We start from the raw sequence: 25491 nt of genomic DNA, 5'->3' as shown, positions 1-25491 counted from the left end.
ATCTAACCCCGTTTTCTCTTTCGTGCCTTGCGCACGACCACAGCGGTACCGAGTATGGCCACGGTAGCCCCGGCGGCCCCGATGGTGGCGGTAGCGCCTCGCCGGCCGATCCGCCTCGACGCCAGTGCGTGGCGTCCGGTCACCAGCTCCATCAGCGCTTGTAGCGCCAGTTCGTTGGTGAATTCCGGTTGCCAGCCGGCGGCTGTCAGCCGGTTCGGGGCGACGGCCCACGGATGAGTGACGAACTGCAACTCGCTGACCGGCGCCTGGATGACGCCGAGCCGATGCAATCGTCCGGCCGTGCCGGTGGCGAACGACGACGACAACTCCACCCGCCCCAGTCCGCTCAGAGCTTCGACCTCCTCCTGATCCAGATAACCAGGGCTGGCCACGGCCACGGGTCCGTCGACCTGTCTGAGGGCGATGAATTCGAGCGCGGACGCGAGATCGTCGATGTGACAGAACTGCCAGGTGGGCACGCTGCCTTTGAGCACCAACAGCCGCGGCGCCTCGAAATGCCGGGTCAGCACGGTGTCGATGCCTGGCCCCACCAACGTGGCCGGACGCACCACCGTGACCGGCATGCCCGGATGAGCCCGCCGCGAACGCGCACACAAAGCTTCGATCTCGAGCAGATCGCTGATCAGTCCGCCGTCGGCCGGCGCCCGCAACGGCGCGTCTTCGTCGAGCGGAACCGGGTTGTCTTCGACAGCGCCGTACGCCATGGCACTCGACACCACGACCACGTGCCGGACACCAGCGGCGGCCGACGCGGTGAGCACGGTCTGAGTGCCGCGGACATTGCGATGTGACCGGGCTGGCACGTCGCCGGTGATGTTGAGGTCGAGGGCGGCATGCACAACGACGTCGGCGCCTGTGAGTCTCGTCACGACGGCTGGGTCGGCCAGATCGATAACACGCCAGGTCACGCCGGTGACGTCGCCCCGTTCCCGGTCTACGGCGATGACCCGGTGCACGTCGGCCCGCGCAGCTAGCCCTTGTGCGACTCGACGGCCGAGGACCGACGCGGCACCGGTGACGGCGACCACCGGGCCACGGGTGCCGTTGTTGCGCCGAGCGCGAACCGGGTGCGGCTCTATGCCCACGTTTTCTCCTCCTGCAGATACGGTGGAGCGTATGAGGCGTTCCATCCGCTTCCCATCCTGCCTGAGAGCCAACTATGAATGACGTCCCCTTCGGTTTCCGTCCCGACGACGAAGACGACGAGAACAAGCCCGAGAAGGGCGCCGGCGGCGCATCCGGGCCAAACGACCCCCTGAGCGCACTGTTCGGCATGATGGGCTCGGGCGGCCCGCAGGGCGGCCCAGATCTCGGCCAGATGCTGCAGCAGATCGGCAAGATGCTGTCCTGGTCCGGCGGCCCGGTGAACTGGGATCTCGCCAACTCAGCCGCCCGCGACGTTGTTGCCGCCGGCGGCGACCGCTCGGTCAGCGCATCCGAACGGCGCGAGGTCGAGGAAGCCTTCCGGCTCGCTGACACCTGGCTCGACGACGCCACATCCTTCCCAGCCACCGGCGGCGCGCCCCGCGCGTGGAGCCGCGCTGAGTGGGTCGAAGGCACCCAGGCGTCGTGGCGAGGGCTCGTCGAACCCGTGGCAGCGCGGGTCGCCGAGGCAATGAGCAAGTCATTGCCGCCGGAGATGGCCCAGGCGGCGGGCCCGCTGGTCGGCATGCTGCAGCAAGTGGGTGTCTCCATGTGGGGCGCGCAGGTCGGTCAGAGCATCGGCACGCTGGCCGGCGAGGTGTGTGGCGCCTCCGACATCGGAGTACCACTGGCCGAAGGTCATCCGGCGCTGCTGCCCGCCAACGTGCGCCTGTTCGGCGACGGCCTCGGGGTGGAGGCTCGCGACGTCACTCTCTATCTCGCGTTGCGTGAGGCCGCCTACGTGCGCCTGTACGCCCACGCCCCATGGCTGCGTTCGCACATCATCTCGCTGATCGAGGAATACTCCCGTCACGTCAGTGTGGACACCGACGCCATTGAATCCAAGCTGCGCGACATCGACCCCGCCAACCCTCAGGCTCTGCAGGAGGCGATGGAAGGCGGCCTGTTCGACCTCCCCACCACACCAGCGCAGAAGGCCGCCCTCGAACGTCTCGAGCTAGCGCTCGCACTGGTCGAAGGCTGGGTGGACGACGTCGTCACCCAGGCCACAGCCAACCGCCTGCCGTCGGCCGGAGCCCTGCGGGAGACAGTGCGCCGCCAGCGCGCGGCCGGTGGCCCGGCCGAGCAGACGTTCGCGACGCTCGTCGGGCTTCAGCTGCGCCCGCGCCGGCTGCGGGAGGCGGCGGCGTTCTGGGCGGCTGCCCGCGAGAAGCACGACATCTCCGGCCGCGACGGTGTCTGGGCGCATCCGGACCTGATGCCGTCCTCCGACGACCTCACCGACCCAGCAGCTTTCTTCGATCGCGATCAGCTGATGGATGTCTCAAGCCTCGACGAGGTCATCAATGCCGAGCAGGAGGCCGGTCAGTCGTCGGCGGATACGGGCAAAGCTGAGACCACGGACGACGCACCAGCCGATTCCGAGGACGAGCCCGGAGAAGACTCCGCTAAGTAAGCACCCGCGTCAGGTCTCCTCACCGTTGACGGCATCGGTGATCCCCATGTTCAACGCGTGATCGAGTCCGTCGAGAAAACCCCGGGCCCGTTCCGATCGCGGATAGCGGCCGACGAGCTCCCAGAACTCGTCGCCGTGGTTGCCGATCAGCAGATGCGCGAGTTCGTGGACGATGACGTAGTCGATCACCCACGAAGGCGTCCCCTGGAGCCGCTCAGACAGCCGGATCGAGCCGTCCGCGGGGGTGCAGGAGCCCCATCGGCTCTGCTGGGCCGCACTCCAGCGGGCACTCGACGGCCGGGCACGGCCGTCGAGATATCGACGGGAAAGCTCCCGCGCCCGCCGAAGCAATTGTTCGTCGCTGGGCTGGCGGCGCCGTTCCTGGGCTTCCAGCCGTTCCACCATGGTGGCCACCCAGCGGCGCTCCTCGGCTGAGCTGAATCGGGCCGGAAGGCACACCACGATCCGCCCGCCTTCCCGGTAAGCTGTCACCGTCCGGCGCCGCCGCGTTGAGCGGCGGATCTCGACCTCGGCGTCGTGGTTGACCACAATCGAGTCCAGGCTCCTAGTGTTCCGCGCCCTGACACGTGGGACGCCGGGCCACTGAGAGCTTCCGCCAGAAGATGACGCCGGGCATGTTCACACGGTAACCGCACAAACGTGTCGTGTCAGGGACCCGACGGCCCTCAGGCCACCGGATGTGGGGACGCGATGTGGATAACTCGTACGGATCCCGGCACCTCGGGCTGTCAGCCGATAGTGGTGGCATAAGAATCCATTATTGTCCCAAGTTTCTTTGTCCACAGGCGGTGGACAGCATTTCAGCAGCTCACAGAGGCTTGTTGACGTCGTCGGCGGGCGCGTCAACAGGCTGCCCACCGGCCGTACACAGCCTTATCCACTCCGTTGCACACGTCCTCCACAGGTTTATCCACAACCCGTGGACGTTCATTTCCCATACAGCTTGCGGACACCCGCCAGCAGCCGTACGTTCGCAACAGAACCTACGGACGGAAGCGAACAGAACACGGCATCACACGGGGAATCACGCACCGCTCGGCAACAATCTCACCAGCCCCGGATTTGGCGTGCTGGCCGAAGCCCGTAATGGTCCCGGCGGGGTCTCGGAAAACGACTGTACCCGCGCGCATGTCGGGGAAGATGCGCGCGCGTGCTGGCGGCGCTGAGGCCCCGCCGCTCGCGTCCGCAGCGCAGGGACCACCCAGCGGAGCGAACAGCCGCGCAAGGCAAGATCTGTTCGTCATAGGGTCGCGTGTTCCGATCGCGGCCACTGATCTCGACCACGTGGCAGGTGCCGTCGCCGCGCCGGTCATCGGGAGGTTCAGGCGGAGTGCGTCCACGGTTGAATCCAGCGCTGAAGTGTATGTGGCGTGACGCCACCACCCTGCAGGTAGGCATCACACCCGGCCGGGCGCTCGTAGTCGGCGGGCTGGGCCCCATCGAGACAGCCGTACTGCGGGCGCTCGACGGGCACAACACGATGGCCACGCTGCGGGAGATCGCCACGAAAGCCGGAGCCGAGCCGGGCGTGGCCGACCGCCTGGTCGACATGCTGTTCTCCGCCGGTGCCGCCGTCGACCAGGACCAGCTACGCGGCTTCGGGTCCGATCCACAGTTCCTGCCCGACCGAGCAAGCCTGGGGCTGGTCGAGCGGTGCGCCGACGGCGGAGGTGCCGCCTTCGAACGGCGCAACCAGCGCCGGGTGGACGTCGTCGGTGCCGGCCGCGTCGGCGCCACCATCGCCCGCCTCCTGGCCGCCGGCGGCATCGGTGACGTCGGCGTCGACGATCACACCTTGGTGACGCCCGCTGACGTCTCCCCCGGCGGCCACCCGGCCGAAGCGGTCGGACTGGCACGAGACCGCTCGCTCGGGGAAATACTCCCGACGCGAACGGATCTGGCCGACGCCGACCTGGATTTCGTCGTGCTCGCACCGGATGACGACGCCGGCACCCCGCACGTCGCAGCGGGTCTGCGACACGGCGGGGTGCCGCACTTGCTAGTCCGCGTAGTCGAGACCACAGGCGTCGTCGGGCCGTTGGTGGTTCCTGGTTCCAGCACCTGTCTGCACTGCCTCGACCTGCACCGTACCGACCGTGACCGGGACTGGCCGGCCGTCGTGGACCAGGTGGCTCGTAAGCCGACCACCACGCCACCGTGTGATGCGAGCCTCGCGACGGCCGTCGCCAGTATGGCCGCGGGGCACGTCCTCGGATACCTGGATGGCTACGACGTCGCCTCGGTCAACGGCACCGTCGACCTCGAGCTCCCGTACGGCCTGCCCAGGCGCCGGAGCTGGCGCCCCCACCCGGATTGTGAGTGTCGTGGGGCCGAGGCGTCACAATGATGATGTGAGTGATCTGCCACGCAAAGCCGTCAGCCGTGCCGCGAAACTAGCCAGCCTGCCGCTCAGCGCCGCCGGGCGCGCCACCGTCGGCTTCGGCCGGCGGCTGAGCGGACAATCCGCGGAAAGCGTCACTGCCGACGTTCAGCGACGTACCGCCGAGCAGGTGTTCAAGGTGCTGGGCGAACTCAAGGGCGGCGCCATGAAGTTCGGCCAGACCCTTTCGGTGCTCGAAGCCGCCCTGCCGGAAGAGGTGACCGAGCCGTACCGCGAGACCCTCACCAAGCTCCAGGAGTCGGCTCCGCCGATGCCCAGCCGCACGGTGCACCGGGTCCTGGCCGAGAACCTCGGGCAGCAGTGGCACAGCTCGTTCGTGTCGTTCGACGACGAACCAGCCGCAGCGGCCTCCATCGGTCAAGTGCACCGGGCCGTGTGGCACGACGGTCGCGATGTCGCCGTCAAGATCCAGTATCCGGGTGCAGACGCAGCTCTGCGCTCCGATCTGAACCAGGTGTCGCGGCTCGGAAAGGCACTCGGGTCGATGGTGCCCGGGATCGATGCCGGGGCGATGCTCGACGAGCTGCACGATCGCATGCTCGAAGAACTCGACTATCGTCTGGAAGCCGACGCCCAGGACGGCTTCGCCATCGCCTACGAAGGCGATCCAGAGTTCGCCGTGCCAGCCCTGGTGCACGGCGCCAAACACGTCCTGGTCTCCGAGTGGCTGGACGGCACACCGTTGTCCGAGGTCATCGCGCACGGAAGCAAGGAAGAACGCGACCGCGTGGGCCTGCTGTACGTTCGTTTCCTCTTCTCCGGCCCGGAAAGGGCGGGATTGCTGCACGCCGATCCACACCCAGGCAACTACCGGGTCACTCCGGACGGTCGCCTCGGAGTGCTCGACTACGGAGCGGTGGCCCGGCTGCCCGAGGGTTTGCCGCCATCAATCGGGCGGCTGATCAGCAAAGCTCTGGTGGGGGACAAGGAGGAGATGCTGGAAGGGCTTCGCGAGGAGGGGTTCATCCGGCCACACATCACGGTCGATCCCGAGGGCCTCTACGAGTATCTCGCGCCGTTTCTCGAGCCCGCGGCCACCGAGAGGTTCCACTTCAACCGGGAATGGATGCGTGAGCAGTTCAACCGGATCAACGATCCGCGCCGGCCCGGCTACTCGATCGGGCTGAAGCTCAACGTTCCCCCGGCCTACTTGCTGGTACACCGGGTGTGGATCGGCGGCATAGGGGTCCTCTCACAGCTGGACGCCGAAGGCCCGTACCGGGCCGAGTTCAAACGCTGGGTCCCCGGATTCGACGGTCCTTGACGTCGGCTGCCGCCGGCCGGCGACGCGCACAGCGACGGTTGTGGCGGTGAATCCCGCCACAACCGTCGCTGTGTACGTGGCACAAGCCCCGCGAGCAAAGCCCGCCCGGTGAGCAGCCGGCGCCATCACACTCGCGACGACGCCGCTACGGCGGCCGCAGCCAGGCGGCGCGCCCGCTGGGCCGCCCGCGCCGCGCGGCGTTCCATCCGGCGCGCCACGATGAGCCGGTTCGCCATGCGGTGGGCTTCTGCGTCTTCTCGCAGCTGACGACTATGCGCCCGCGCGAGGTCTTCGTTCATCAAACTCATGTTGTTACTCCTGAAGATCAGATCTGTCTGGGGCCGGATGGCTATCTGCGGGTTCGGCTGCACTTCTCCTCCTGCTCACGGGTTGGCCGCGGCTGCGTGAGTTACGCCGCCAGCTGGGTCTTTCGGGGCCGTCCACGGGGACGCTTGCGGGGCACGACAACACCGGAGTCGAAGAGCTCGCCGCCCCAGACTCCCCAAGGCTCACGTCGATCAATCGCACTCGACAGGCACTGCATCCGGACTGGGCAGTCCCGGCACAGGTCCTTGGCACGTTCGACATCGGCCGGCGAATCGGCGAACCACAGCTCGGGATCAGTACGACAAGGGATCACCTCATCGGTCACGAGTGCGTCGTCGAGAACGCTCGCCAGCATCATGTGTTCGGTCACCTCCCTTCCTGCTTGATCGGTGGTGGGCATAGAAAAAGGCCGCGGATCCCGGGTACGGGGTCCGCGGCCTTGGAGGCGCCGATTCACAAGATCAAATCGGCGGTCCCAAGCTGCGGACACGCACGTCACCCTTGTTGCCGTCAACGAGACGCGTCACGATCAGGACGTCAGCATTGGTGGCCTTTGGACGCACTGCACCCGTCGTCGGTGCGTAAACGGGAGACACGGAACGGGCTCCGAACAGCGCAAAGCGGCCATCAAGGGCAGCGGCACACGCGGTTCCGGTCATAGCGACGCGGCCCGTGTCATGAGTCTTGGTGATCATCATGTTCAGCTGCCCTCCTCTCTGGCTCGTATTCGGACGTTCTCGAATCATGCGCACGCACCGTCGAGCGGAACGTGCTTGGCTACAGTAACCCTGCCTCGGGGTAAGGGGCAACATATTTTTTCGCTACTTTCAGAGATTTCTCAGGAGCCTCCGGCGGCACCCTCCACGATCACCTCTTCGGCCCCAGTTGATCACTGCGATGATCAGCGCGTATTGGTGGCGGCTCGCATTCGGGCCCGGTACGCCGCCGCCTTGACGCGGTTGCCGCACTCGTCCATTCCGCACCACGTTCTCCGCGCGCCGCGCGAGCGGTCCAGATAGACCCGGGTGCAGCCCGCCCGGCCACATTCCTTGAGGCATGCCTGGGGGTCGCCGAGCATCGCGATACCACTTCTCGCCAGGTGGGAAAGTACCGCGGCGAGGTCACCCGACACACGAATCCCGGCATCACCGAGGGCGACCACGAGCGGCGGCCGGGCCGCGGCTTGATTGACGATGTCGAGGCTGCCGGAATCGAGGCGCCGACCGTTCATGCGGTCGAGAGCGAGTTGGTAGATCGCTTCCCGCAACGACAGCGCACCCTCGAAGGCCGCGGCGTCTACCGCAACGCTGCCGGGGAGCCCCGGACATTCGGCCACCCACCGCTCGAGGTCGGAGGGCACGGCCAGAAGGTCCACGGGGCCATCCCGACGAGACCCGACGGTGCCGGCCAGATCGAGGGCTGGGTTGCCACTCACAAAAGTGAAGTCCACGTCACCATCTTGACCGGTGACTCAAGTGCTGACAAAATCGTCACCAGTTAAACTGGTGACGCCTTTTGGAAACAGGTGAACGGATGGCCAACATCAACGACATCGAGGTCGTCGTCTTCGACATCCTCGGGACACTGCTCGACCAGTCCAGCGGGCTTCGAGCGGGGATTCGCGAGGCCTTGCCCGGGTGCGACGCCGCAACTGTCGAAGAGTTGCTCTTCTTGTGGCAGCGACATGTCGAACTCGAGCAGCAACGCATCGCCCGCGGGCAGCGGGCCTACGTGAACACTGATTTCATCGACGCAGAGGCCGCGCGACGCGTAGCCGAACATGCCGGCCTCACCGATCCAGGGGCCATCAACCGGCTGGCTACCGCTGGTCAGCGGTTGCCTCCCTGGGACGACTCTGTCGCGGGGCTCGACCGCCTCACGCAGCGGTTCCTCGTGATCGGGCTCTCCAACGCCAGCCGCACGGCTCTGCTACGACTCAACGCCCGCGCCGGCCTGCGCTGGCACCAGGCGTTGTCTGCCGAGACTGTCCTGGCCTACAAGCCGGCACCGGAGGTCTACCAACTCGCGGTCGACACCGCCGGATGCCGGGCAGAAAACATGCTGATGGTGGCCGCCCACGCCTGGGACCTTCGCGGAGCCCAGGAGGCGGGCATGCGGACCGCATATGTCCAGCGACCAGGCGGGGATCCACCCGCCGGCTCCGACACATTCGACTGGCGGTTCAACGGGCTCGACGAACTGGTCAACACGCTGTTCGCCGGGCAACCTGTCTCAGCCGCACGCCACGGCGGACGACGGCCGTGACTATCGCACACCGGCCGCACGGCACAACTCCAGCACATCAGCGCCGTATCGCTCCAGCTTGGTCCGCCCCACGCCCGGAAGGGCCATCAGGCCGGCTTCGTCTGTGGGCTTCGTCTCGGCGATCACCGTCAAGGTGGCGTCGGTGAACACCACGTAGGCCGGCACCTTCTGCTGCTGAGCTCGCTCCAGCCGCCATTCCCTCAGCCGCTCGAACAAGGCCTCGTCCATGGTCGACGGGCAGTCGCCACACCGGCCGAGCTTGCGCGACGCCGCGTCGACCAGCGCCGTCCCACAGCTTCTGCATCTGGCGGGAGCCTTCCGGTTCCGGCCCTTGACCGATGGCGCCGACACTGGTGTCCGGTTGCCGTTCCCGGGCCGGATGCCGTCGAGGAACCTGCTCGGCCGCCGCGAACCCCGCCCGCCGGGCTGCCGGGACAACGACCACGAGACCGACAGATGCTCCCGGGCGCGCGTCACACCGACATAGAGCAGTCGCCGCTCTTCTTCGATCTGAGCCGGAGTCTCGGCATAGTTCAGCGGTAAGGTGCCTTCGTGGACCCCTACGACGAAGACCGCATCCCACTCGAGCCCTTTGGCGGCATGCAATGACGCCAGCGTGACGCCGTCAGCCATGGGCGCGTGTTGCGCCGTGGCCCGGGCCTCGAGCTCGGCGACGACGTCAGCCAGCTGGGCGTCCGGCCGCTGCGCCACCACGTCTTCGGCCAATGCCACCACCGCGGCCAGCGACTCCCAGCGTTCGCGGGTGGCACCGCCTCCGGCGGGCGGCTTGGCCGACCATCCGGCCGCCGACAGCACCGCCGCGGTAGCTGCCGCCGCGTCAGGAGCGCCATCAGGTGCATCACCGCCACGGACAGCCCCCCGCAGAAGCATCGCCGCCTGGCGGACCTCCGGCCGGTCGAAGAAACGCTCAGCCCCCCGCACCACGTAGGCGATGCCGGCATCGGAGAGCGCCTGCTCGTAGTTCTCGGATTGGGCGTTGACCCGGAAAAGCACCGCGATCTCCCGCGCCGGAACCCCGGTTGCGACGAGCCGTGCCGCTTCAGCTGCCACCCATTCGGCTTCGGCTACCTCGTCGGCATGCTCGAGAAAGACAGCCTCCGGGCCAGGTGGGCGCTGCGCTTCGAGCACCATGCCCGGCGCACCGTCCGCAGCCTGCTTCAGGACCGCGTTGGCGACGTTCACCACCTGCGGCGTGGAACGGTAATCCCGGAACAGCCTGATAGTGGCCGCGGTGGGGTACCGCTTGGGAAAGTCCAGCAGGTAATCAGGCCGGGCGCCGGCGAACGAGTAGATGGTCTGCGCCGCATCGCCCACGACGCAGATGTCGTTTCGTTCTCCGAGCCATAGGTCGAGCAGCCGTTGCTGCAGCGGCGACACGTCTTGATACTCGTCGACCACAAAGTGGTGGTATTGAGCCCGGACCGCCTCGGCCACGCCTGGATTGGCATCGAGCAGACCAACGGCAGCCAGCAGAATGTCTTCCATGTCCATCTGCCCGCGGTCGGACTTGAGGTCTTCGTACGCCGCGTAGACCCGCGCGACGGTTTCGGCATCGACGCCGCCGACTTCGCGGTGCGCCGACGTGGCCGCGGCCGCGTACTGCTCAGCCAGAACGTTGCTGACCTTCGCCCATTCGATCTCTGAGGCCAGGTCACGGAGAACAGCCCGGTCGGTGGCAACCCGGCAACGGGTGGCTGCCGCCCCGACGATCGACAGTTTGCTCCGGGTGATCTCCGGCAGCTCCGATCCGGTGATCTGCGGCCAGAAGTAACGAGCTTGCCGTAGCGCCGCCGAGTGGAAGGTGCGCGCCTGCACACCCTCGACGTTCAGTGAGCGCAACCGCCCACGCATCTCTCCCGCCGCCCGCGTGGTGAACGTGACAGCCAGCACGCGCCGCGGATCGAACGTGCCGGTCAGCACGCCGTGCGCGATGCGGTGGGTGATGGCACGCGTCTTACCGGTGCCCGCACCTGCGATGACACACACCGGGCCGGTCAGCGCGGCTGCTACCTCGAGCTGCTCGGGGTCCAGGGCAGAGAGCACGTCGGGAACAGCCATGCACCCCATCCTGGCACCTCGGCCCGACAGCCCGGAACACACGGTGGTCGTGTCTTGTTGTGCGAAGTGAGCACGGCCGGATCGTCGTTGACCAGGAGAGAACCGAATGTCGCAGTTCACCATGTACAGCACCCCGTGGTGCGGCTACTGCCATCGTTTGAAGGGCATCCTGAACAGGGATGGCCTCACCTTCGACGAGGTGGATATCGAGGCCGACCCGAGATCCGCTGAACTGGTCATGAGCCTCAACAAGGGCAACGCGACCGTGCCGACCCTGGTATTCGCGGATGGCAGCGCGCTGACCAACCCGCACCCGAACGAGGTCAGGGCGAAACTGGCGGAGCTTGCCGCCACTCGGTGATCGTGAGCAAAACTCGGCACCCCGCATCGTGATCGTGAGCAGGATTACGCCGCCATAGCGACACGGATCAGCTCACGATCACCGGGAGGCTCTGGCCGGAAACGTGTCGCCGAACCATCCTTCGACCAGCCGGCTCGCGATCGAGACCGGCGTCGGTGTCCTGATCTCGCCAGAGGACCAAGCCGCTTCCAGGTCGGCGCGGCTGAACCACCGGGCGTCCTCGATCTCGTCGCCGTCAGGCCGGGGGGCGTCGCCGGCTGCGGTCGCGTAGTACCCGAGCATCAAGCTGGACGGGAACGGCCACGGCTGCGCCCCCGCATACCGGCAGCTGTTGACCGTGATGCCCACCTCTTCGGCCACCTCCCGCACAACCGCCCGCTCCGGTGTCTCACCCGGCTCCACGAAACCGGCGAGTGTGGAGTAGCGCCCGTCCGGCCAGCCTCGCTGCCGGCCGAGCAGGCATCGGTCGTTCTCGTCGACCACCAGCATGATCACCGCTGGGTCCACCCGTGGGTAGTGATCGGAGCCGTCGGCCGGGCAGCGCCGCACGTGCCCGGCCTCGGTGACCACCGTCGGATGCCCGCATCTCGGGCAATGGGTGTGCGTCGCATGCCAGTTGGCCAGCGCGATGGCGTGTACGGCAAGGCCCGCGTCCCGGTCATTCAGCGACGTTCCGGCCTCGCGCAGCGTGGCTGCCGCGGCCGGCGGGTTTGTGGTGCCCGAACCGCCGTCGTCCGATGACCCGAGTGCGCCGGGCGCGTGCACGGCGAGGTAAACGGTGTCATCGTCGACGCCGAGCAAGTAACGCTCGCCGTCCGGCGCGTCCCCCGGGCCGACGAAGCAGAGCGCGTCGCCGCGAACCCGCACCCGCCCGTCGTCGACCACTAGTACACGCGTCGCCGGGTCACTCCAGGCCTTGCCGAGCCATTCGGTGTCGCGTCGCAGATGCGCGGCCCGGTCCGCAGTGGATCGGGAGAGGGCGAGCGGGCTACGCAAGGAGTATTCGTCGGGCACGTCCTGAGCCTAGTGGCGTACCAATGTCGCGCCTGAGGGACCTCGCGAACGCGGGCGAGCCTCGATGAGCCCCCACTTCAATACCGTGAGTTGGCGATATGGGCCGTGGCAGGCCCTTTAGGTCACCTCACGGTATTGAAGTCGCGCCGGGGGTGGGAATAACTCACTAATCAAATTTGTCTAGTAGCCCAAGAGTCACTACAGTCACGCAGGGAGCGCAAGTGCGGCCTATTCACCAGCAGCCGCTGGCGCAACATTGCGTACGGCGTACCGAGTCGTTGTAGAGTACGGCGTACGCATTATTGAGAGGGAGTGTGGATGACCCAGGCAGAGACCGCCACCGAATGGATTCGCGTCACGGGCGCACGCGAGCACAACTTGGCCGACGTCACGGTCGGCATACCGAAACGGCAGCTGACCGTGGTCACCGGCGTCTCCGGATCAGGGAAGTCGTCACTGGTCTTCGACACCGTCGCCGCGGAGGCGCAGCGGCAGCTCAACGAGACATTCACCGCATTCGCCCGCGGCTTCCTGCCGAGCTACGGGCATCCCGACGTCGACATGATCGAGAATCTCTCCGCCGCGATCGTCGTCGACCAGCACCGGCTCGGCGGCGGCTCACGCTCAACGGTCGGCACGATCACCGACATCGCGCCGCTGCTGCGGCTGCTCTTCTCCCGCGCCGGCGAACCTTACGTCGGCTACTCCAACGAGTTCTCCTTCAACAAGCCCGAAGGCATGTGTCCGGACTGCGAAGGGCTCGGCGAGATCGTCGACATCGACATGGAGACGTTCATCGACCCGGCCAAGTCTCTCAACGACGGCGGCCTGCTGGCACCGCTGTTCAAGGTCGACACGTGGGTCTGGCAGATCTACGTCAGCTCCGGGCGCTTCGACCCCGACAAGCAGATCGGCGAATACACCGACGACGAGCGCCACGCCCTCCTGGAAGCAACCGAAGGCTCCGTACCGATCGGCGACGACGGCCAGCAGATGAATGCGTCCTACGAGGGCGCGGCCGCCAAGTTCCGGCGCCTGTACATCCAGCGAGACGCCGCCGAGATGGCCGAGCGGACCCGCCGGATGGCGGCTGAGTTCACCACGTCGGTCACCTGCCCCGCATGCCACGGTGCGCGCTTGAAGCCAGCTGCTCTGGCCTGCCGGGTATCCGGCTACGGCATCGCGGAACTGTCCTCGATGGAAGCCGCCGAATTGGTGAAGGTGCTGGCCGGGCTGAACATCGAGAACGTGGCGCCAGTGGTCGACGCCCTCACCCACCGGGTGCAGCATCTCGTGGACATCGGTCTCGGCTACCTGAGCCTGGACCGGCCCACCGGCACCCTCTCCGGCGGCGAGTCACAACGAATCAAGCTGGTCCGCCATCTGGCCAGCACTCTTACCGACATGCTGTATGTCTTCGACGAGCCCAGCGTCGGACTGCACGCACGCGACGTGCACCGACTGACAGACCTGCTGATGAAGCTCCGCGACAACGGCAACACTGTGCTTGTGGTCGAGCACGACCGTGATGTCATCGCGGCAGCGGATCATGTCATCGACATCGGCCCTGGAGCCGGCGCCGACGGCGGGCACGTCGTGTTCACCGGTACTGTTGACGAGCTCAAAGCCGCCCCGACACTCACCGGCCGGCACATCGAAGCCCGCCCCACCCCCAAGCCGCATCCACGCAAGCCCACCGGGATGCTGCCGGTCACCAACGCGCGGGTACACAATCTCCAGAACGTCAGCCTCGAGTTGCCCACCGGCGTGCTGACCGCCGTCACCGGGGTGGCCGGCTCCGGGAAGTCGTCCCTGATCCACGGCGTGTTCTGTGTGCAACATCCCGGCGCCGTCGTCGTCGATCAATCCGCCCCGACGGCCAATCGCCGGTCGAACACCGCGACCTACACCGGCGCGCTCGATCCGATCCGCCGGGCGTTCGCCCGGGCCAACGGGGTCAGCCCGTCGTTGTTCAGCGCCAACTCGACCGGAGCCTGCGAGACCTGTCAGGGTGCGGGCGTCATCTATACCGACCTCGCGTTCCTGGAAGGGGTCACGTCCACGTGCGACTCCTGTCATGGACGCCGGTTCACCGACGAGGTCCTCGCCTACCATCTCGACGGAGCTACCATCAGCGACGTCCTCGAGATGCCGGTTGCCGAGGCCCTGAAGTTCTTCGCCGGCCAACGCAAGGTACAACCCATCCTCCAGGCTGTCGTCGACGTCGGTCTCGACTACCTTCGCCTCGGACAGCCTCTGACCAGCTTGTCCGGAGGTGAATGCCAGCGGATCAAGCTGGCGACAGAGCTGCACCGAGAGGGTGCGGTCTACGTCCTGGACGAGCCCACCACAGGTCTGCATCTCTCCGACATCGAGCGGTTGCTCGAAGTCTTGGACCGGCTGGTCGAGCGCGGCAGCACCGTGATCGTCATCGAACACGATCTCGATGTGATCGCCCATGCCGACTGGATCGTCGATCTCGGGCCCGACGGCGGTAGCGGAGGCGGGCGAGTCGTGTTCGAGGGCACAGCTGCACAACTGCTCGAGGCACCGGACTCTCACACCGGCGAGTACCTCCGGCGCGCCGTCGCGGCCTGACCCCTGGCCCGGCCGGTCGAGGCGTGTGGCATCGCGGGCCTCTCGCGCCGCGGCCGGCCGGGACCCGGTAACGTCATCTGTCGTGAGCACCCATATCGCCGCCGAACCGGGCCAGATCGCAGAGACAGTGCTACTGCCAGGCGATCCACTACGCGCCGAGTGGATCGCCACCACGTATCTGGAGAACCCCGTCTGCTACACGAAGATCCGCAACATGCTGGGTTACACCGGCACGTACCGGGGCCAGCGCATCTCCGTCCAGGGCACCGGCATGGGCCAGCCGTCGCTGTCGATCTATGTACATGAGCTGCTCGCCGAGTACGGCGCGCGCACCCTGGTCCGGGTCGGCTCGTGCGGGGCGATGGTGGAGTCGGTCGGCATCCGGGATCTCGTGATCGGCCTGAGCGCATGCACCGACTCGTCGGCGAATCTCCTGCGGTTCCAGGGCCTCGACTTCGCGCCCGTCGCGGACTTCTCGCTTGCCCGGGCCTTCGTCGAACGCGCGGAGTCGGCCGGGGTCCGGCACCATGTGGGGCAGATATTCAGCACCGACGCCTTCTACATGGATCGCCCGGAACTGCGCGACCAGCTCACCGAGTACGGCGTGATCGCGGCGGAAATGGAAGCGGCAGCGTTGTACACGCTGGCGGCGAAGTTCGGCGCCCGCGCGCTCGCGGTGTGTACGGTCAGCGACAGCCTCGTCACTGGGGAACACCTGCCCGCGGAAGAACGTGAACGCAGCTTCGCCGCGATGGCCGAGCTGACGCTCGACGCCGTCACGGGTTGACCGCCCGCCCGCACCGCCTCGGAACCACTCGTCAGCGGCGCGGGATCTCGCTCGAAAGGTCAGCCGCGTCGAACGCCTCGGCGGTCACGGCGGTCAGCGACAGCCACGACGCCTCGTCCGGAGTGAACCAGCGCGCGCCGACCGTGGAGCCGCCCTGTTCTACGACCCGCAACGGCTTCGGCTCGTCAACGACGACGTCGTAGTACGGCCGGACGCCGTGCCAGTCGATGGGGAAACCCTCCGGCCCGAGCTGCTCGGGCTCATGGTGACTGGCCACGCCAAGCAACCTGCGCACCCGGCCCACTTGAGCTGTCTCCTCCTCGAGCTCACGCAGCAGCCCATGGGCCGGTTGCTCGCCGAAGTCGGTTCCGCCGCCGGGAAGATGCCACGATCCGGCACCGGGGTAACCCTCGGCCACCTGTGTCAGCAGCACCCGGCCGAACGGGTCACGCACCAGCCCGTAGACGGCGAACCTCTGCACCGTTGGTCTTCCGTTCGACTCGACGATGTGAAAACCCGGAAGCTCAGGCATTTGCTCCGGCGGCAGGTCAACCGCGGACAACGGCAGCTTCAGCACCTGCGCCACAAAAGGGCGCAGCTGCACCGCCGATGCCTCCTCCACGGTGAGCCACGCGGCCTCGTCCACCATGGGCGAGTGGATGTGGAGGGCGGCGCCGTTGGTGGCGCGGGTACCGAAGATGATCCGGTCGGTATGCAGTGTGACACCGCGGTGGCGCAGTTCACGGGTGTCGGCCACGACGTCGATGATCGAGTCCACCTCGAGTTCGACGCCGGTTTCCGAAGCGGCTTCCCGGGCCATCGCCGACTGCGGCTGTTCGCCCTGTGTGACCCCGCCGCCGGGTAACGTCCACACCCCTGGAGTGCCGGAGCGCGCCGACTCCCTCACGAGCAGAATGCGATCTTGCTCATCGGAGCAGACCGCATACGCGGCTATCCGGCGCAGGGGCGTCAGCTCAGTCGTCACGATAGGTCAGTGTTCCGGTAATCGTCGCAAAGATCAACGGTCGTCTCGCACTCAGGACATCTCCGTGGGCGACGGCACGTCTGTGACCAGCGCTTCCAGCTCGCCTTCACCGAGGAGATCAGCCGGGCGCAACGTGAAGTTCTCCCGCACGTAATGGAACGCGGCGCCCACTTGCTCGACGGGAAGGCCCCGAAGCCGGGCGAAAGCCAGCCGGTAGGCAGCCAGCTGGACGGTCTTCACGGCTTCGTCGGCCGCATCTTTCGGCGGCCGGCCCGTCTTCCAGTCCACGACCTCGACGCCACCGCCTTCGACATTGAAGACGGCATCGACCCGACCACGCAGCAGCACGCCGCCGACCAGCAACTCGAAGGGTGCCTCCACCTCTGCTGGCGTGCGTTCCGCCCACTCAGAGGCCAGGAATGCGTCCTGGAGTTCGGCGATCTCGCGATCAGGAGCCGCGCCTTCGTCAGCGGAGCCGGGCAGCTCGTCGATATCCACCAGCCGCGGCGAGCCCCAGCGGGTCTCGAGCCAGGTATGAAACAGGGTTCCCCGCCGGGCCAATGGCGCGGGCGCGCGGGGCACCGGCCGGCGCAGTTCGCGGGCCAGGCCATCCGGGTTCTCCCGAAGTCTGACCAGCTGGGAAACCGACAGGTGGCCCGGCAAGTCGATCTCGATCCGGCGGTCCTGCCGCTGCCGTTCACGTTCCCCCAGCAACCGGGTGACTTCGTCGTCCCACTCGGCCATCGCCGCGGCCGTCTCGAGATCGAGCTCGCTGCGCGCCGTCTCCCGCACCAGCGCCGCGCCTTCTTCTAGCACTGCCCGCCGCGCACCCAGGGGATCGTACGGCCACGGCCACAGCTGCTCGCCAGCCAGCAGCGGGTTGTCCTCGCCCGGCTCATCGGTCCAGACGGCGATCTCGCCCGCACCCTTGCCGCAGGCCGCACGGATCTCGTTCAGGAACGGGGACACCTCACGAGCCCGTACCGCGTCGTCCCACCGGTACCCACTACACACTAGCAAGGACCGCGCGCGAGTCACGGCCACGTACGCAAGCCTGCGTTCTTCCAGCCGGCCGGCCTCGGCGGCTTCGACCATGAAGTGCTCGACCGCCTCCTTGACCTCTTTCTGGTCTTTGGCGCCGGCGACGTCCAGGCGCGGCAGGGCGGTCGCGTCGCCTCGCAGCGGATAGGGCAGCTCGCCGGGATCACCGAGCCAGGCCTTGTCCTTGTCGCGTCCCGCCGGGAAGATGCCCTCGACCATCCCGGTGACGAAGACGGCGTCCCATTCGAGGCCTTTGGCACCGTGGACGGTGAGAACCTGAACCCGGTCTCCAGAGACTTCCACTTCCCCCGGGGCCAACCCGCGCTCGGCGGTCTCGGCAGCCTCGAGATAGGCCAGAAATGCCGGAAGGGTAGCGGTCTGCGCGGTGCCCTCGAACTCCGAGGCGACGTCGAGAAAACGGTCCAGGTTGACCCGGCCACCCGGGCCCCGGCGCGCGGCGACCTCAACATCGAGGCCGAGTACCCATTCGACGTCGTGCACCAGCTCGGTCAGGGACTGCCCAGCGCGACGCCGGAGCCCACGCAGTTCGTCGGCCAGCTCGGACAGCCTCCGGTACCCCTCTTCGGAGAACCACTGCGGCCCAGGCAGCGCGTCCAGCGCGTCGACGATGCTGAGCTGGTCGATCTCGTCCGGGGCCGCTGTGTCCGGCGCCTCGAGCCGGCTGCGCGGGCCGTCGAGCCGGCGAGCCCACCGTGCCAGCGCGTCGAGATCGCGTGGCCCAATCCGCCAGCGTGCACCGGTCAGCAGCCGCATGAGCGCATCGCCACGGCCTGGATCGGAGATCACCCGCAAGGTGGCGACGACATCACCGACTTCCGGGGTGGCGAGCAGACCGCCCACGCCCACGACCTCGACCGGGAGATCGACGGCCCGCAAGGCTGTTTCGAGACGAGGAATCTGGCTGCGGTTACGTACGAGTACCGCCACCGAGCGGCCAGGCGGTGAAGCATCCCAGAAAGCCCGCGCCCGACGGGCGACATCGGCGGCTTCGTCTTCCACGGTGAGATGCAGGCCGACGACGACATCACTGGCAGGCAGCCCACTGAAAGCCGAGAGTTCGGGCACCTCCATGCCTTCTTGGCGCAGCGGCTCCGACAGCTGGTTCGCCACCTCGAGAATCTGCGCGCCATTGCGGAAACTGGTGGTCAGCGAATCCAGCCGGGCCGGCTCGTCGCGCGCGTTCGGGAACTGGCGCCGGAACGACGAGAGCGTCCCCGCGCTGGCCCCGCGCCAGCCATAGATGGACTGGCAGGGATCACCCACAGCTGTGACAGGGTGTCCCCCGCCGAACAACGCCCGCAGCAGAACCAGCTGGGTATGACTGGTGTCCTGGTACTCGTCGAGTAACACCACGCGGTACGCCGCGCTCTCGGTCTCGCCTACCTCGGGGAAGGTGTCTGCCAGCACCGCCGCGAGTTCTGCTTGGTCGGCGAAATCGACGACCTCGTCCAGACGCTTACGTTCCCGGAACGCCGTGACCAGCGGCATCATGGCGGCACGGGCATCCTGCACGTTGAGTGCCTTGTCGACGTCGGCGTAGACATCGGCCTTGGTTCGCTGCCCTTTGGCCCGCGGACGGGCCTCGATCTCTGCCCGGAGGCCTGCGGCATAGGCACCGAGCTGGTCGGGAGCGACAAGATGCCCGGCCAGCTCGCCATGCAGCGCAAGTACCTTGGCGACCACGGTGGAGGGGGCGTACTCGACGGCGTCCATGGGGCCGTCGTAGGTGGACACTACTCGCTGGGAGTACTGCCACGCCTCGGCCTCGGTGATCAGCCGCGCCCCAGGTTCGCGGCCCAGCCGCAACGCATGTTCCGCGACGATCCGGCCTGCGTAGGCGTCGTAGGTGGCTACCGTTGGCTCGCCGTCGAGGAGCCCGTCGGCGGCGTCGATGATGCCGCGCGCCGCCAGCTGCTGCAGCCGCCGTCGTACCCGCGCCGCCAGTTCTCGCGCCGCTTTGCGGGTGAAGGTGAGTCCCAGCACTTGCTCAGGCCGGACCAGCCCGTTGGCCACGAGCCACACGACTCGCGCCGCCATGGTCTCGGTCTTGCCCGATCCCGCTCCGGCGATGATCACGCCTGGTTCGAGCGGGGCAGCGATCGCGGCGGTCTGTTCCGGCGTCGGCTCCGGTTGGTCGAGCCTCCGGGCCAGCTCACCCGGTGTGATCTTCACGAGGTCACCTGCTCACCCTCGGGGAAGACCGGGCACGACGGCCGGGCCGGACAGAACCCGCACCACTGGCCGCGCCGGGCATGAAACACCGGCTGCGCCATGCCGTCGGCGGTCTGTTCCAGCAGCTTGTGAGCCCACCGCGATTCATCCGCATCGGCCAGCGGGGACTGGCGCTGTTCGCGGGCCTCGCCCCGGGACGGCTTACCCAGCTGTACCAGGCTGGCCCCACCGGAGCGCCGTCGGCCCCCGGCTGCTTCGTCAAAAGCACCTTCCTCCACGGCCACCTGGTAGACGGCGAGCTGGGCGTGCTCGTTCATCTCGGCAGCGGTGGGCGCGCTCTTGCCAGTCTTGTAGTCGACGACGACGAGGCGGCCGTCGTCGTCGGCATCGAGCCGGTCCACCCGGCCCACCAAGCGGGCACGCCCCACCTGAACGTCGAAGTCGAGCTCCACACCGACCAGCCGGCGCGGATTCGCCTGCATCCAGCGCGCAAGCCGCTGAATCATCTCCCGCACCCGCTGGTACTCCCGCGCGGCCACCCACCCCTCGCCGGCGTCGATGCCCGGCCAGGCGCGGTCGAGCTCGACGAGCATGGCTTGCTCGGACCACTGGTGGGTCACAGCTTTCTCGGCGAGGTCGTGTACCAGGGATCCAACGCCGGCGCGGGTCATGTCGGAATCGGTGGCGCCACACGACTTGAGCAACCAGCGAAGCTCACATCGGTTGAACTCCTCAACTTTCGACGGCGAGACCCGCACCGGCTCGCCCGGTTCGACCACCGGATCGGCCACCGACAGCTCGCGCAGCCCGTACCACTGATCCGGATCCGCCTGCGGTACACCCTCGGCCGCCAGCCGGTTCAGATGCACCGCCGCGGCCTGCCGGCGGGCCAACGACTCGGCGGGGTCGCACACGGTGCGGCGCAGCTCGGCAGTCAGCGACGACAGATTGAGCCCTCGTCCTGGCTGCTCCACCACCCGCTCAGGCGGAGCGTCGGCAGACAGCGGGTCGAGATCGTCGAGGAATCTGGACGGTTGTTCGTCTTCGTTGGACACGGCAGTGACGACCAGACGCCGGCGGGCACGTGTCACGGCGACGTAGAACAGCCGGCGCTCTTCGGCCAGCCTGGCGCTGGCTCTCGTGACAGCGGAGGCGTCCCGGCGGGCGACGATGTCCACCAGCTCTTCTGTGCCCAGCAGGCTGCCGCGTTCGCGAAGGTCGGGCCAGACTCCTTCCTGTACCCCCGGCACTGCGACGACATCCCACTCCAGCCCCTTGGCGGCATGCGCCGTCAGCACCGTCACGGTGTCAGCTGACTCGCCTCGGCCCGGCCCGCCGGTGAGCGAATCGGACGGGATCTGCTGGCCCCGAATGTGTTCGAGAAAACCGGCCGGCCCGGCGCCCGGCATCCGGTCGACATACCGCGCAGCCGCGTCGAACAGTGCCAGCACGGAATCGAGGTCACGGTCGGCGGCCTGCCCGGCGCGGCCACCGGACAGCGCCGTACGCGCCCAGCGGCGGCCAAGGCCCGAAGCCGACCACACCGCCCACAGGACGTCCTCAGCGGTGGCGCCGGGCGTTTCTGCGGCTTCGCGGCCGGCGGCGATCAGCCGGCCGATCTGCGCGGCCGGGGCGACGGCAGCGTCATCGAGCGGAACGAGCACCGCCGGTTGCTCGAGCGCTTCCACCAACAGCTCTCCCGAGGCACGGCCACCGCCGGCTGCGAGTTCGTGGTGCCGCAACTCTTGACGCAGCCGCCGCAGCACCAGTGGATCAGCACCACCGAACGGTCCGGTGACCAAGTCGAAAGCCAGCTCCTGATCGAGCTTGCGAGCATCGATGGCGACGTCAGACATGCACAGCAGCGCCCGCACCGCCGGCTGGTCCACCAGCGGGATCTCCTCGAGCCTGACTCTGGCTGGCACGCCCGCTCCGATCAGGGCCCGCCGCAACACGGGTATGGACGCCGACGCACGTACCAAGACGGCCATGGACGACCAAGGAACACCGTGCATCAGATGGGCCTCGCGCAGCCTCGCGGCTATGAAGGCCGCTTCCTGGCTCGGGCTGCTGAGCACATGCACGGAGACATCCGCCGGGGCATACGGGTCGGCCGCCTGTAGCTGCCGATGTTTGTACTGACCGCCGAGCCGGGTGGCGACCCGTCGCGACGCTTCCAGCAGGCCCGGACCGCAGCGTCGGGAATGGCTCAGGGTGAAAACCGGCGCCGGCCGGCCGTCGGCGGAGGGAAAACGGTCCGGGAAGCGGCGCAGGCCATCGACTTCGGCGCCGCGAAACCCGTAGATGGACTGGTCGGGGTCGCCCACTACCAGCAGGTCTCGGCCACCGCCGGTGAGCAGGTACAGCAGCTCTTCCTGGGCTGGATCAGAATCCTGGTACTCGTCCACCACCACGAGCCGGCGTGCGGCCCGTTCCCGAGCCAGCAGCTCCGGATCTTCGCGTAGCAGGCCGGAGGCCGAGCGGACGAGTTCGGCTTGGTCGTAGGAGGGCGGATTGCGCAGCGCCGTCACCCCGGAATACTGGTGCGCGAACCTGGCTGCCGCGACCCAGTCCTCCCGGCCATGCCGCCGGCCGATCTCAGCGAGGTCGTCCGGGCTCAGCCCGCGCTCTGCCGCGCGCATCAGCAAGTCGCGGAGCTCTCTGGCGAACCCTCTGGTCAGCAGGGCTCGATGCAGCTTTCGCGGCCAGTACCCGGCGCCGAGCTCCTCCACGTCGCCACGCAGCAGATCGCGGACCAGGAGGTCCTGCTCCGCACCGGAGATCAGCCGTGGGGTGGCGTCGCCGCTGTGTACGGCCTCCCGGCGCAACAGCCCGAACGCATATGAGTGGAACGTGCGGGCCAGCGGCTCACGGACCGTGCGTTCTAACCGCCGGGCAATGCGTTCACGCAGCTCAGCGGCCGCGCGGCGGCTGAAGGTCAGGACGAGTACCTGCTCGGGATCCAAGCCGTCGTGTTCGACCCGGTGCGCCACGGCTTCGATCAGCGTTGTGGTCTTCCCGGTACCCGGACCGGCCAGGACCAGCAGCGGACCGCCCCGGTACTCGACCACCCGGCGTTGCGATTCATCGAGCGACGGCGCCCCGACCGGTGCGCGCTTGGGGCGAACCAGGCGCACCTCAGATGTCCTCACGCCGGCAGCTCCCTTCACGCTGAACCCGTCGGACTGTTCGACATGCCCATCCCACCATCGACCACCGACAGACCCCACGCCCTCCCACCTAAATGAGGCGCTTCTGTCGTGTCCGTGGGTGGATTGTGGGCTGCCCGGAGCTTTCCGGACCGCTCCATTTGCGGACGGTTACGCTGCGAGCTGCCGATTCAGGTATTCGTTGCGGACTTCTTGCGGAGTCTTGTAGTCGATCCCTGAATGGATTCGTTTACGATTATAGAACACCTCGATGTAATTGGCAATATCTTTCTGGGCCTTCTTCCGTGTCGGATACACGTGACGATAGACACGTTCGATCTTCAACATGGAATTGAAGGATTCAGCGAGCGGGTGAGTAGCCCGGGGGAATCACACCCCCAGGCTCTCGTAGAACCGTGCGTAAACCTCTCGATTTACACGGCTCCCATTGTCGAGCTGGAGGGTTTAACGCCGAAGGCCCAGTGTACGAATAGGGATGGTTCCCGGCGAGCTACACCCGCAAGGAACTCCCGCGCCCATTTGGGACGTCGACGAAACCGTTTGAATTTTCGGCAGGCCCAACGCACCAAAAGTACGTTGAGGCGCTGTAGGAAGGGGATCAACGCGGACTTGTAGAACCGCCCGTAATAGTTGATCCAACCTCGAACGACCGGGTTGATCTTTTCCGCGAGGTCGTTCAAGGAAAGGTCACTGTGTCGGCCGATGTGCCACGAACGCACGACCCCGCCCATTGAGGTCAGGGCGTCTCGGCTGACCGCTGGAATGAACCCCACGAAGTGGGTGCCCTCGTGGTTCTTTGCCAGTCGCGGACGGAACGTGTAGCCCAGGAACGTGAAGCTCGTGTGCTGATGAGCACCCGGGCGACGCGCGTCCTGGCAGTGCACGATCCGCGTCTTGTCAGGATGCAAGCGCAACCCGACCTCTTCCATCCGCAACCGCAGGTCAGCCAGAACCCGCTGCGCGTGGTTCTGGCTGACGCAATGAACCACCGCGTCATCACAGTATCGTTCGAACGCGACCCGCGGATGTTCCCGCGACAGCCACGTGTCGAACGCGTAGTGCATGAACAGATTCGCCAAGACGGGAGAAATCGCAGATCCCTGAGGGGTTCCCCGATCCCGCGCCTGAAGCGTGCCGTCTGCTGTCTGCAACGGCGCAACCAGCCACCGTTGGACATACAACAACACCCACCGGGTTTCCGCGTCCAGATGCCGCTCGACAGCCCGTACAAGCAGGGCATGATCGACGTTGTCGAAAAAGGCCTGGACATCCAAATCAATCACCCAGCCATACTTCCAACAACGTTCCCGGCACACCCCAATCGCGTCCAGAGCCGATCGTCCAGGGCGATAACCATAAGAATCTGGATGGAATATGGGTTCCACCCGCTCCTCCAGAATCATGGCGGCCGCTGTCTGGGCGATGCGATCTGACACACTCGGAATGCCTAGGACACGGACTCCGCGTCCACCGGATTTCGGTATCTCGACAGCTTTCACCGGAGGCGGGAAATACGTTCCCGAGGACAGGCGATTCCAGAGCCGATACAAGTTACTTTCCAGTTTCTGTTCGAACTCCTCGATCGCCTGACCATCTACTCCAGGCGCGCCTTTGTTGGCCTTGACCTTCTTATATGCCTCCCACACCAACCACTTTGAAATGGCAAACGGTTTATCCTTCACCTTGAGTTCACTCACCCGGCTCCTCCCGGATAGACCGGTTGGCCGAACGGCGCACTCCCGACAACCCGCCCCCTTCGCTCCGCCCCCATTACAGGAACATCATCACTACTACGAGGCGGTCCGCCCGCCTGCTCCGCACAGGTACTCTCCCCCTCACAGCTTCTACTGCTTGGAGTTCTCCCTCTCGACCCTCGACAAGCGGTCGACGTCGGAGCGAGGCGTTCCCACGTTCCACGCTGGCGCCTGGACCGAGCTCGTGCCACCTCTATGCCGGACACCGCCAGGACAGTAGACAGGTAACTTCCTGGCTGCTCCCAGAGCAACAACGGGACTCTGGTTTTGATGTCAACTATGCTATTTCGACACCTCATCGGTGGTTCACTCTCGTTCACCTTCTCGGTCCTCACCTGACGCGCTCCACGGCGCGCCTTTTCCGCGACGCTCACCACCACGGCTCATTCACCGCAGCAGCTCGCGGGGGTTTACGGCCTCTTCCTGTAAAGCGACCGTGGAGGGCCTACCTCCATCACCAACGCAGCACCACACCAGTCAAAGTCAGCTCACGCTGCCTCCTTCTGGCGCGCTCGTGGCACACCGTTATCGTAACAAATCCCGGTCCGGCCAAGTGAGGCCCGCATGCCAAGCTGCTTCAGCTTCTTGCTGTAATTATCAGAAGTATATTGTGAGCCGCGGTCTGAGTGAAAGATGCAGCTTTCTTCAAG

At 66.9% G+C, this 25491-nt stretch carries 19 protein-coding genes and 1 pseudogene; 7 read left to right on the top strand and 13 right to left on the bottom strand.

The features are described 5' to 3' along the window. Positions 1-2: 2 nt before the first annotated feature. Complete coding sequence (locus F7O44_RS28690) at positions 3-1151, bottom strand: NAD-dependent epimerase/dehydratase family protein (RefSeq protein ID WP_162453764.1); 1149 nt, start codon at positions 1149-1151, stop codon at positions 3-5. Positions 1152-1180: 29 nt separating this feature from the next. Here F7O44_RS28690 and F7O44_RS28685 point away from each other — a divergent pair, with 29 nt between their 5' ends. Next, positions 1181-2581, top strand: coding sequence for a zinc-dependent metalloprotease (locus F7O44_RS28685; RefSeq protein WP_162453763.1), 1401 nt, complete (start codon positions 1181-1183; stop codon positions 2579-2581). Between the two features lie 9 nt (positions 2582-2590). Here the strand turns inward: F7O44_RS28685 and F7O44_RS28680 are convergent, their stop codons facing one another. Next, a complete protein-coding gene (locus F7O44_RS28680) occupies positions 2591-3133 on the bottom strand; it encodes a SprT-like domain-containing protein (protein WP_162453776.1) in 543 nt (180 codons plus the stop codon). Between the two features lie 832 nt (positions 3134-3965). On the opposite strand from F7O44_RS28680, the gene F7O44_RS29825 reads away from it, so the two are divergent. Both F7O44_RS29825 and F7O44_RS28675 read left to right on the top strand, forming a co-directional pair. Then, positions 3966-4949, top strand: coding sequence for a ThiF family adenylyltransferase (locus tag F7O44_RS29825; protein ID WP_222851798.1), 984 nt, complete (start codon positions 3966-3968; stop codon positions 4947-4949). 4 nt (positions 4950-4953) lie between these two features. Then, positions 4954-6267, top strand: a complete 1314-nt coding sequence (locus F7O44_RS28675) for an ABC1 kinase family protein (RefSeq protein ID WP_222851797.1) — start codon at positions 4954-4956, stop codon at positions 6265-6267. 125 nt (positions 6268-6392) lie between these two features. On the opposite strand, the gene F7O44_RS28670 is transcribed toward F7O44_RS28675, so the two are convergent. From F7O44_RS28670 to F7O44_RS32195, 4 genes are all read right to left on the bottom strand, one after another. Then, the gene (locus tag F7O44_RS28670) at positions 6393-6575 is read right to left on the bottom strand and encodes a hypothetical protein (protein ID WP_222851796.1); all 183 of its coding nucleotides are present in this window, start codon (positions 6573-6575) and stop codon (positions 6393-6395) included. A 101-nt stretch (positions 6576-6676) separates the two neighbouring features. Further along, complete coding sequence (locus F7O44_RS28665; protein ID WP_162453775.1) at positions 6677-6949, bottom strand: WhiB family transcriptional regulator; 273 nt, start codon at positions 6947-6949, stop codon at positions 6677-6679. A gap of 106 nt (positions 6950-7055) precedes the next feature. Next, on the bottom strand, positions 7056-7292 hold the full coding sequence (locus F7O44_RS28660; protein ID WP_162453760.1) for a hypothetical protein: 237 nt from the start codon (positions 7290-7292) through the stop codon (positions 7056-7058). Positions 7293-7495: 203 nt separating this feature from the next. After that, entirely contained in the window at positions 7496-8044 is a 549-nt protein-coding gene (locus tag F7O44_RS32195) for an ABATE domain-containing protein (protein ID WP_162453759.1), read from the bottom strand. Positions 8045-8127: 83 nt separating this feature from the next. Here F7O44_RS32195 and F7O44_RS28650 point away from each other — a divergent pair, with 83 nt between their 5' ends. Continuing rightward, positions 8128-8859 carry a haloacid dehalogenase type II gene (locus tag F7O44_RS28650; protein WP_162453758.1) on the top strand — a complete coding sequence of 244 codons (732 nt, stop codon included), beginning with the start codon at positions 8128-8130 and terminating at the stop codon, positions 8857-8859. Here F7O44_RS28650 and F7O44_RS28645 read toward each other — a convergent pair whose 3' ends face one another. Continuing rightward, on the bottom strand, positions 8860-10938 hold the full coding sequence (locus F7O44_RS28645; protein WP_174256009.1) for an ATP-dependent DNA helicase UvrD2: 2079 nt from the start codon (positions 10936-10938) through the stop codon (positions 8860-8862). It lies immediately after the preceding gene. Between the two features lie 106 nt (positions 10939-11044). Here F7O44_RS28645 and F7O44_RS28640 point away from each other — a divergent pair, with 106 nt between their 5' ends. Continuing rightward, positions 11045-11299 carry a mycoredoxin gene (locus F7O44_RS28640; protein ID WP_162453756.1) on the top strand — a complete coding sequence of 85 codons (255 nt, stop codon included), beginning with the start codon at positions 11045-11047 and terminating at the stop codon, positions 11297-11299. Positions 11300-11377: 78 nt separating this feature from the next. On the opposite strand, the gene nudC is transcribed toward F7O44_RS28640, so the two are convergent. Beyond that, entirely contained in the window at positions 11378-12313 is a 936-nt protein-coding gene (gene nudC, locus F7O44_RS28635; RefSeq protein ID WP_174256008.1) for an NAD(+) diphosphatase, read from the bottom strand. A gap of 318 nt (positions 12314-12631) precedes the next feature. Between nudC and F7O44_RS30820 the strand changes: the two genes are divergently transcribed. Both F7O44_RS30820 and deoD read left to right on the top strand, forming a co-directional pair. After that, entirely contained in the window at positions 12632-14911 is a 2280-nt protein-coding gene (locus tag F7O44_RS30820) for an ATP-binding cassette domain-containing protein (RefSeq protein ID WP_162453755.1), read from the top strand. 82 nt (positions 14912-14993) lie between these two features. Next, positions 14994-15698, top strand: a complete 705-nt coding sequence (deoD, locus tag F7O44_RS28625; RefSeq protein WP_162453754.1) for a purine-nucleoside phosphorylase — start codon at positions 14994-14996, stop codon at positions 15696-15698. 31 nt (positions 15699-15729) lie between these two features. Here deoD and F7O44_RS28620 read toward each other — a convergent pair whose 3' ends face one another. The 5 genes and pseudogenes from F7O44_RS28620 to ltrA form a co-directional block, all read right to left on the bottom strand. Then, positions 15730-16683 carry an NUDIX domain-containing protein gene (locus F7O44_RS28620; protein ID WP_162453753.1) on the bottom strand — a complete coding sequence of 318 codons (954 nt, stop codon included), beginning with the start codon at positions 16681-16683 and terminating at the stop codon, positions 15730-15732. A 51-nt stretch (positions 16684-16734) separates the two neighbouring features. Further along, on the bottom strand, positions 16735-19917 hold the full coding sequence (locus F7O44_RS28615; protein ID WP_162453752.1) for a UvrD-helicase domain-containing protein: 3183 nt from the start codon (positions 19915-19917) through the stop codon (positions 16735-16737). After that, positions 19914-23069, bottom strand: a complete 3156-nt coding sequence (locus F7O44_RS28610) for a UvrD-helicase domain-containing protein (RefSeq protein WP_162453751.1) — start codon at positions 23067-23069, stop codon at positions 19914-19916. Before F7O44_RS28610 ends, F7O44_RS28615 begins: the two co-directional genes overlap by 4 nt. Positions 23070-23237: 168 nt before the next feature. After that, a pseudogene (locus F7O44_RS32395) lies at positions 23238-23426 on the bottom strand (IS3 family transposase); the annotation flags it as partial. Between the two features lie 74 nt (positions 23427-23500). After that, a complete protein-coding gene (ltrA, locus tag F7O44_RS28600; RefSeq protein WP_162453749.1) occupies positions 23501-24784 on the bottom strand; it encodes a group II intron reverse transcriptase/maturase in 1284 nt (427 codons plus the stop codon). Between the last annotated feature and the right edge of the window lie 707 nt (positions 24785-25491).

The organism is Phytoactinopolyspora mesophila (assembly GCF_010122465.1).
In the GTDB taxonomy this organism is placed as follows: Bacteria; Actinomycetota; Actinomycetes; order Jiangellales; family Jiangellaceae; genus Phytoactinopolyspora; species Phytoactinopolyspora mesophila.
The sequence above is the reverse complement of the archived record's forward strand: the minus strand, read 5'-3'. Positions and strand labels throughout refer to the sequence as shown.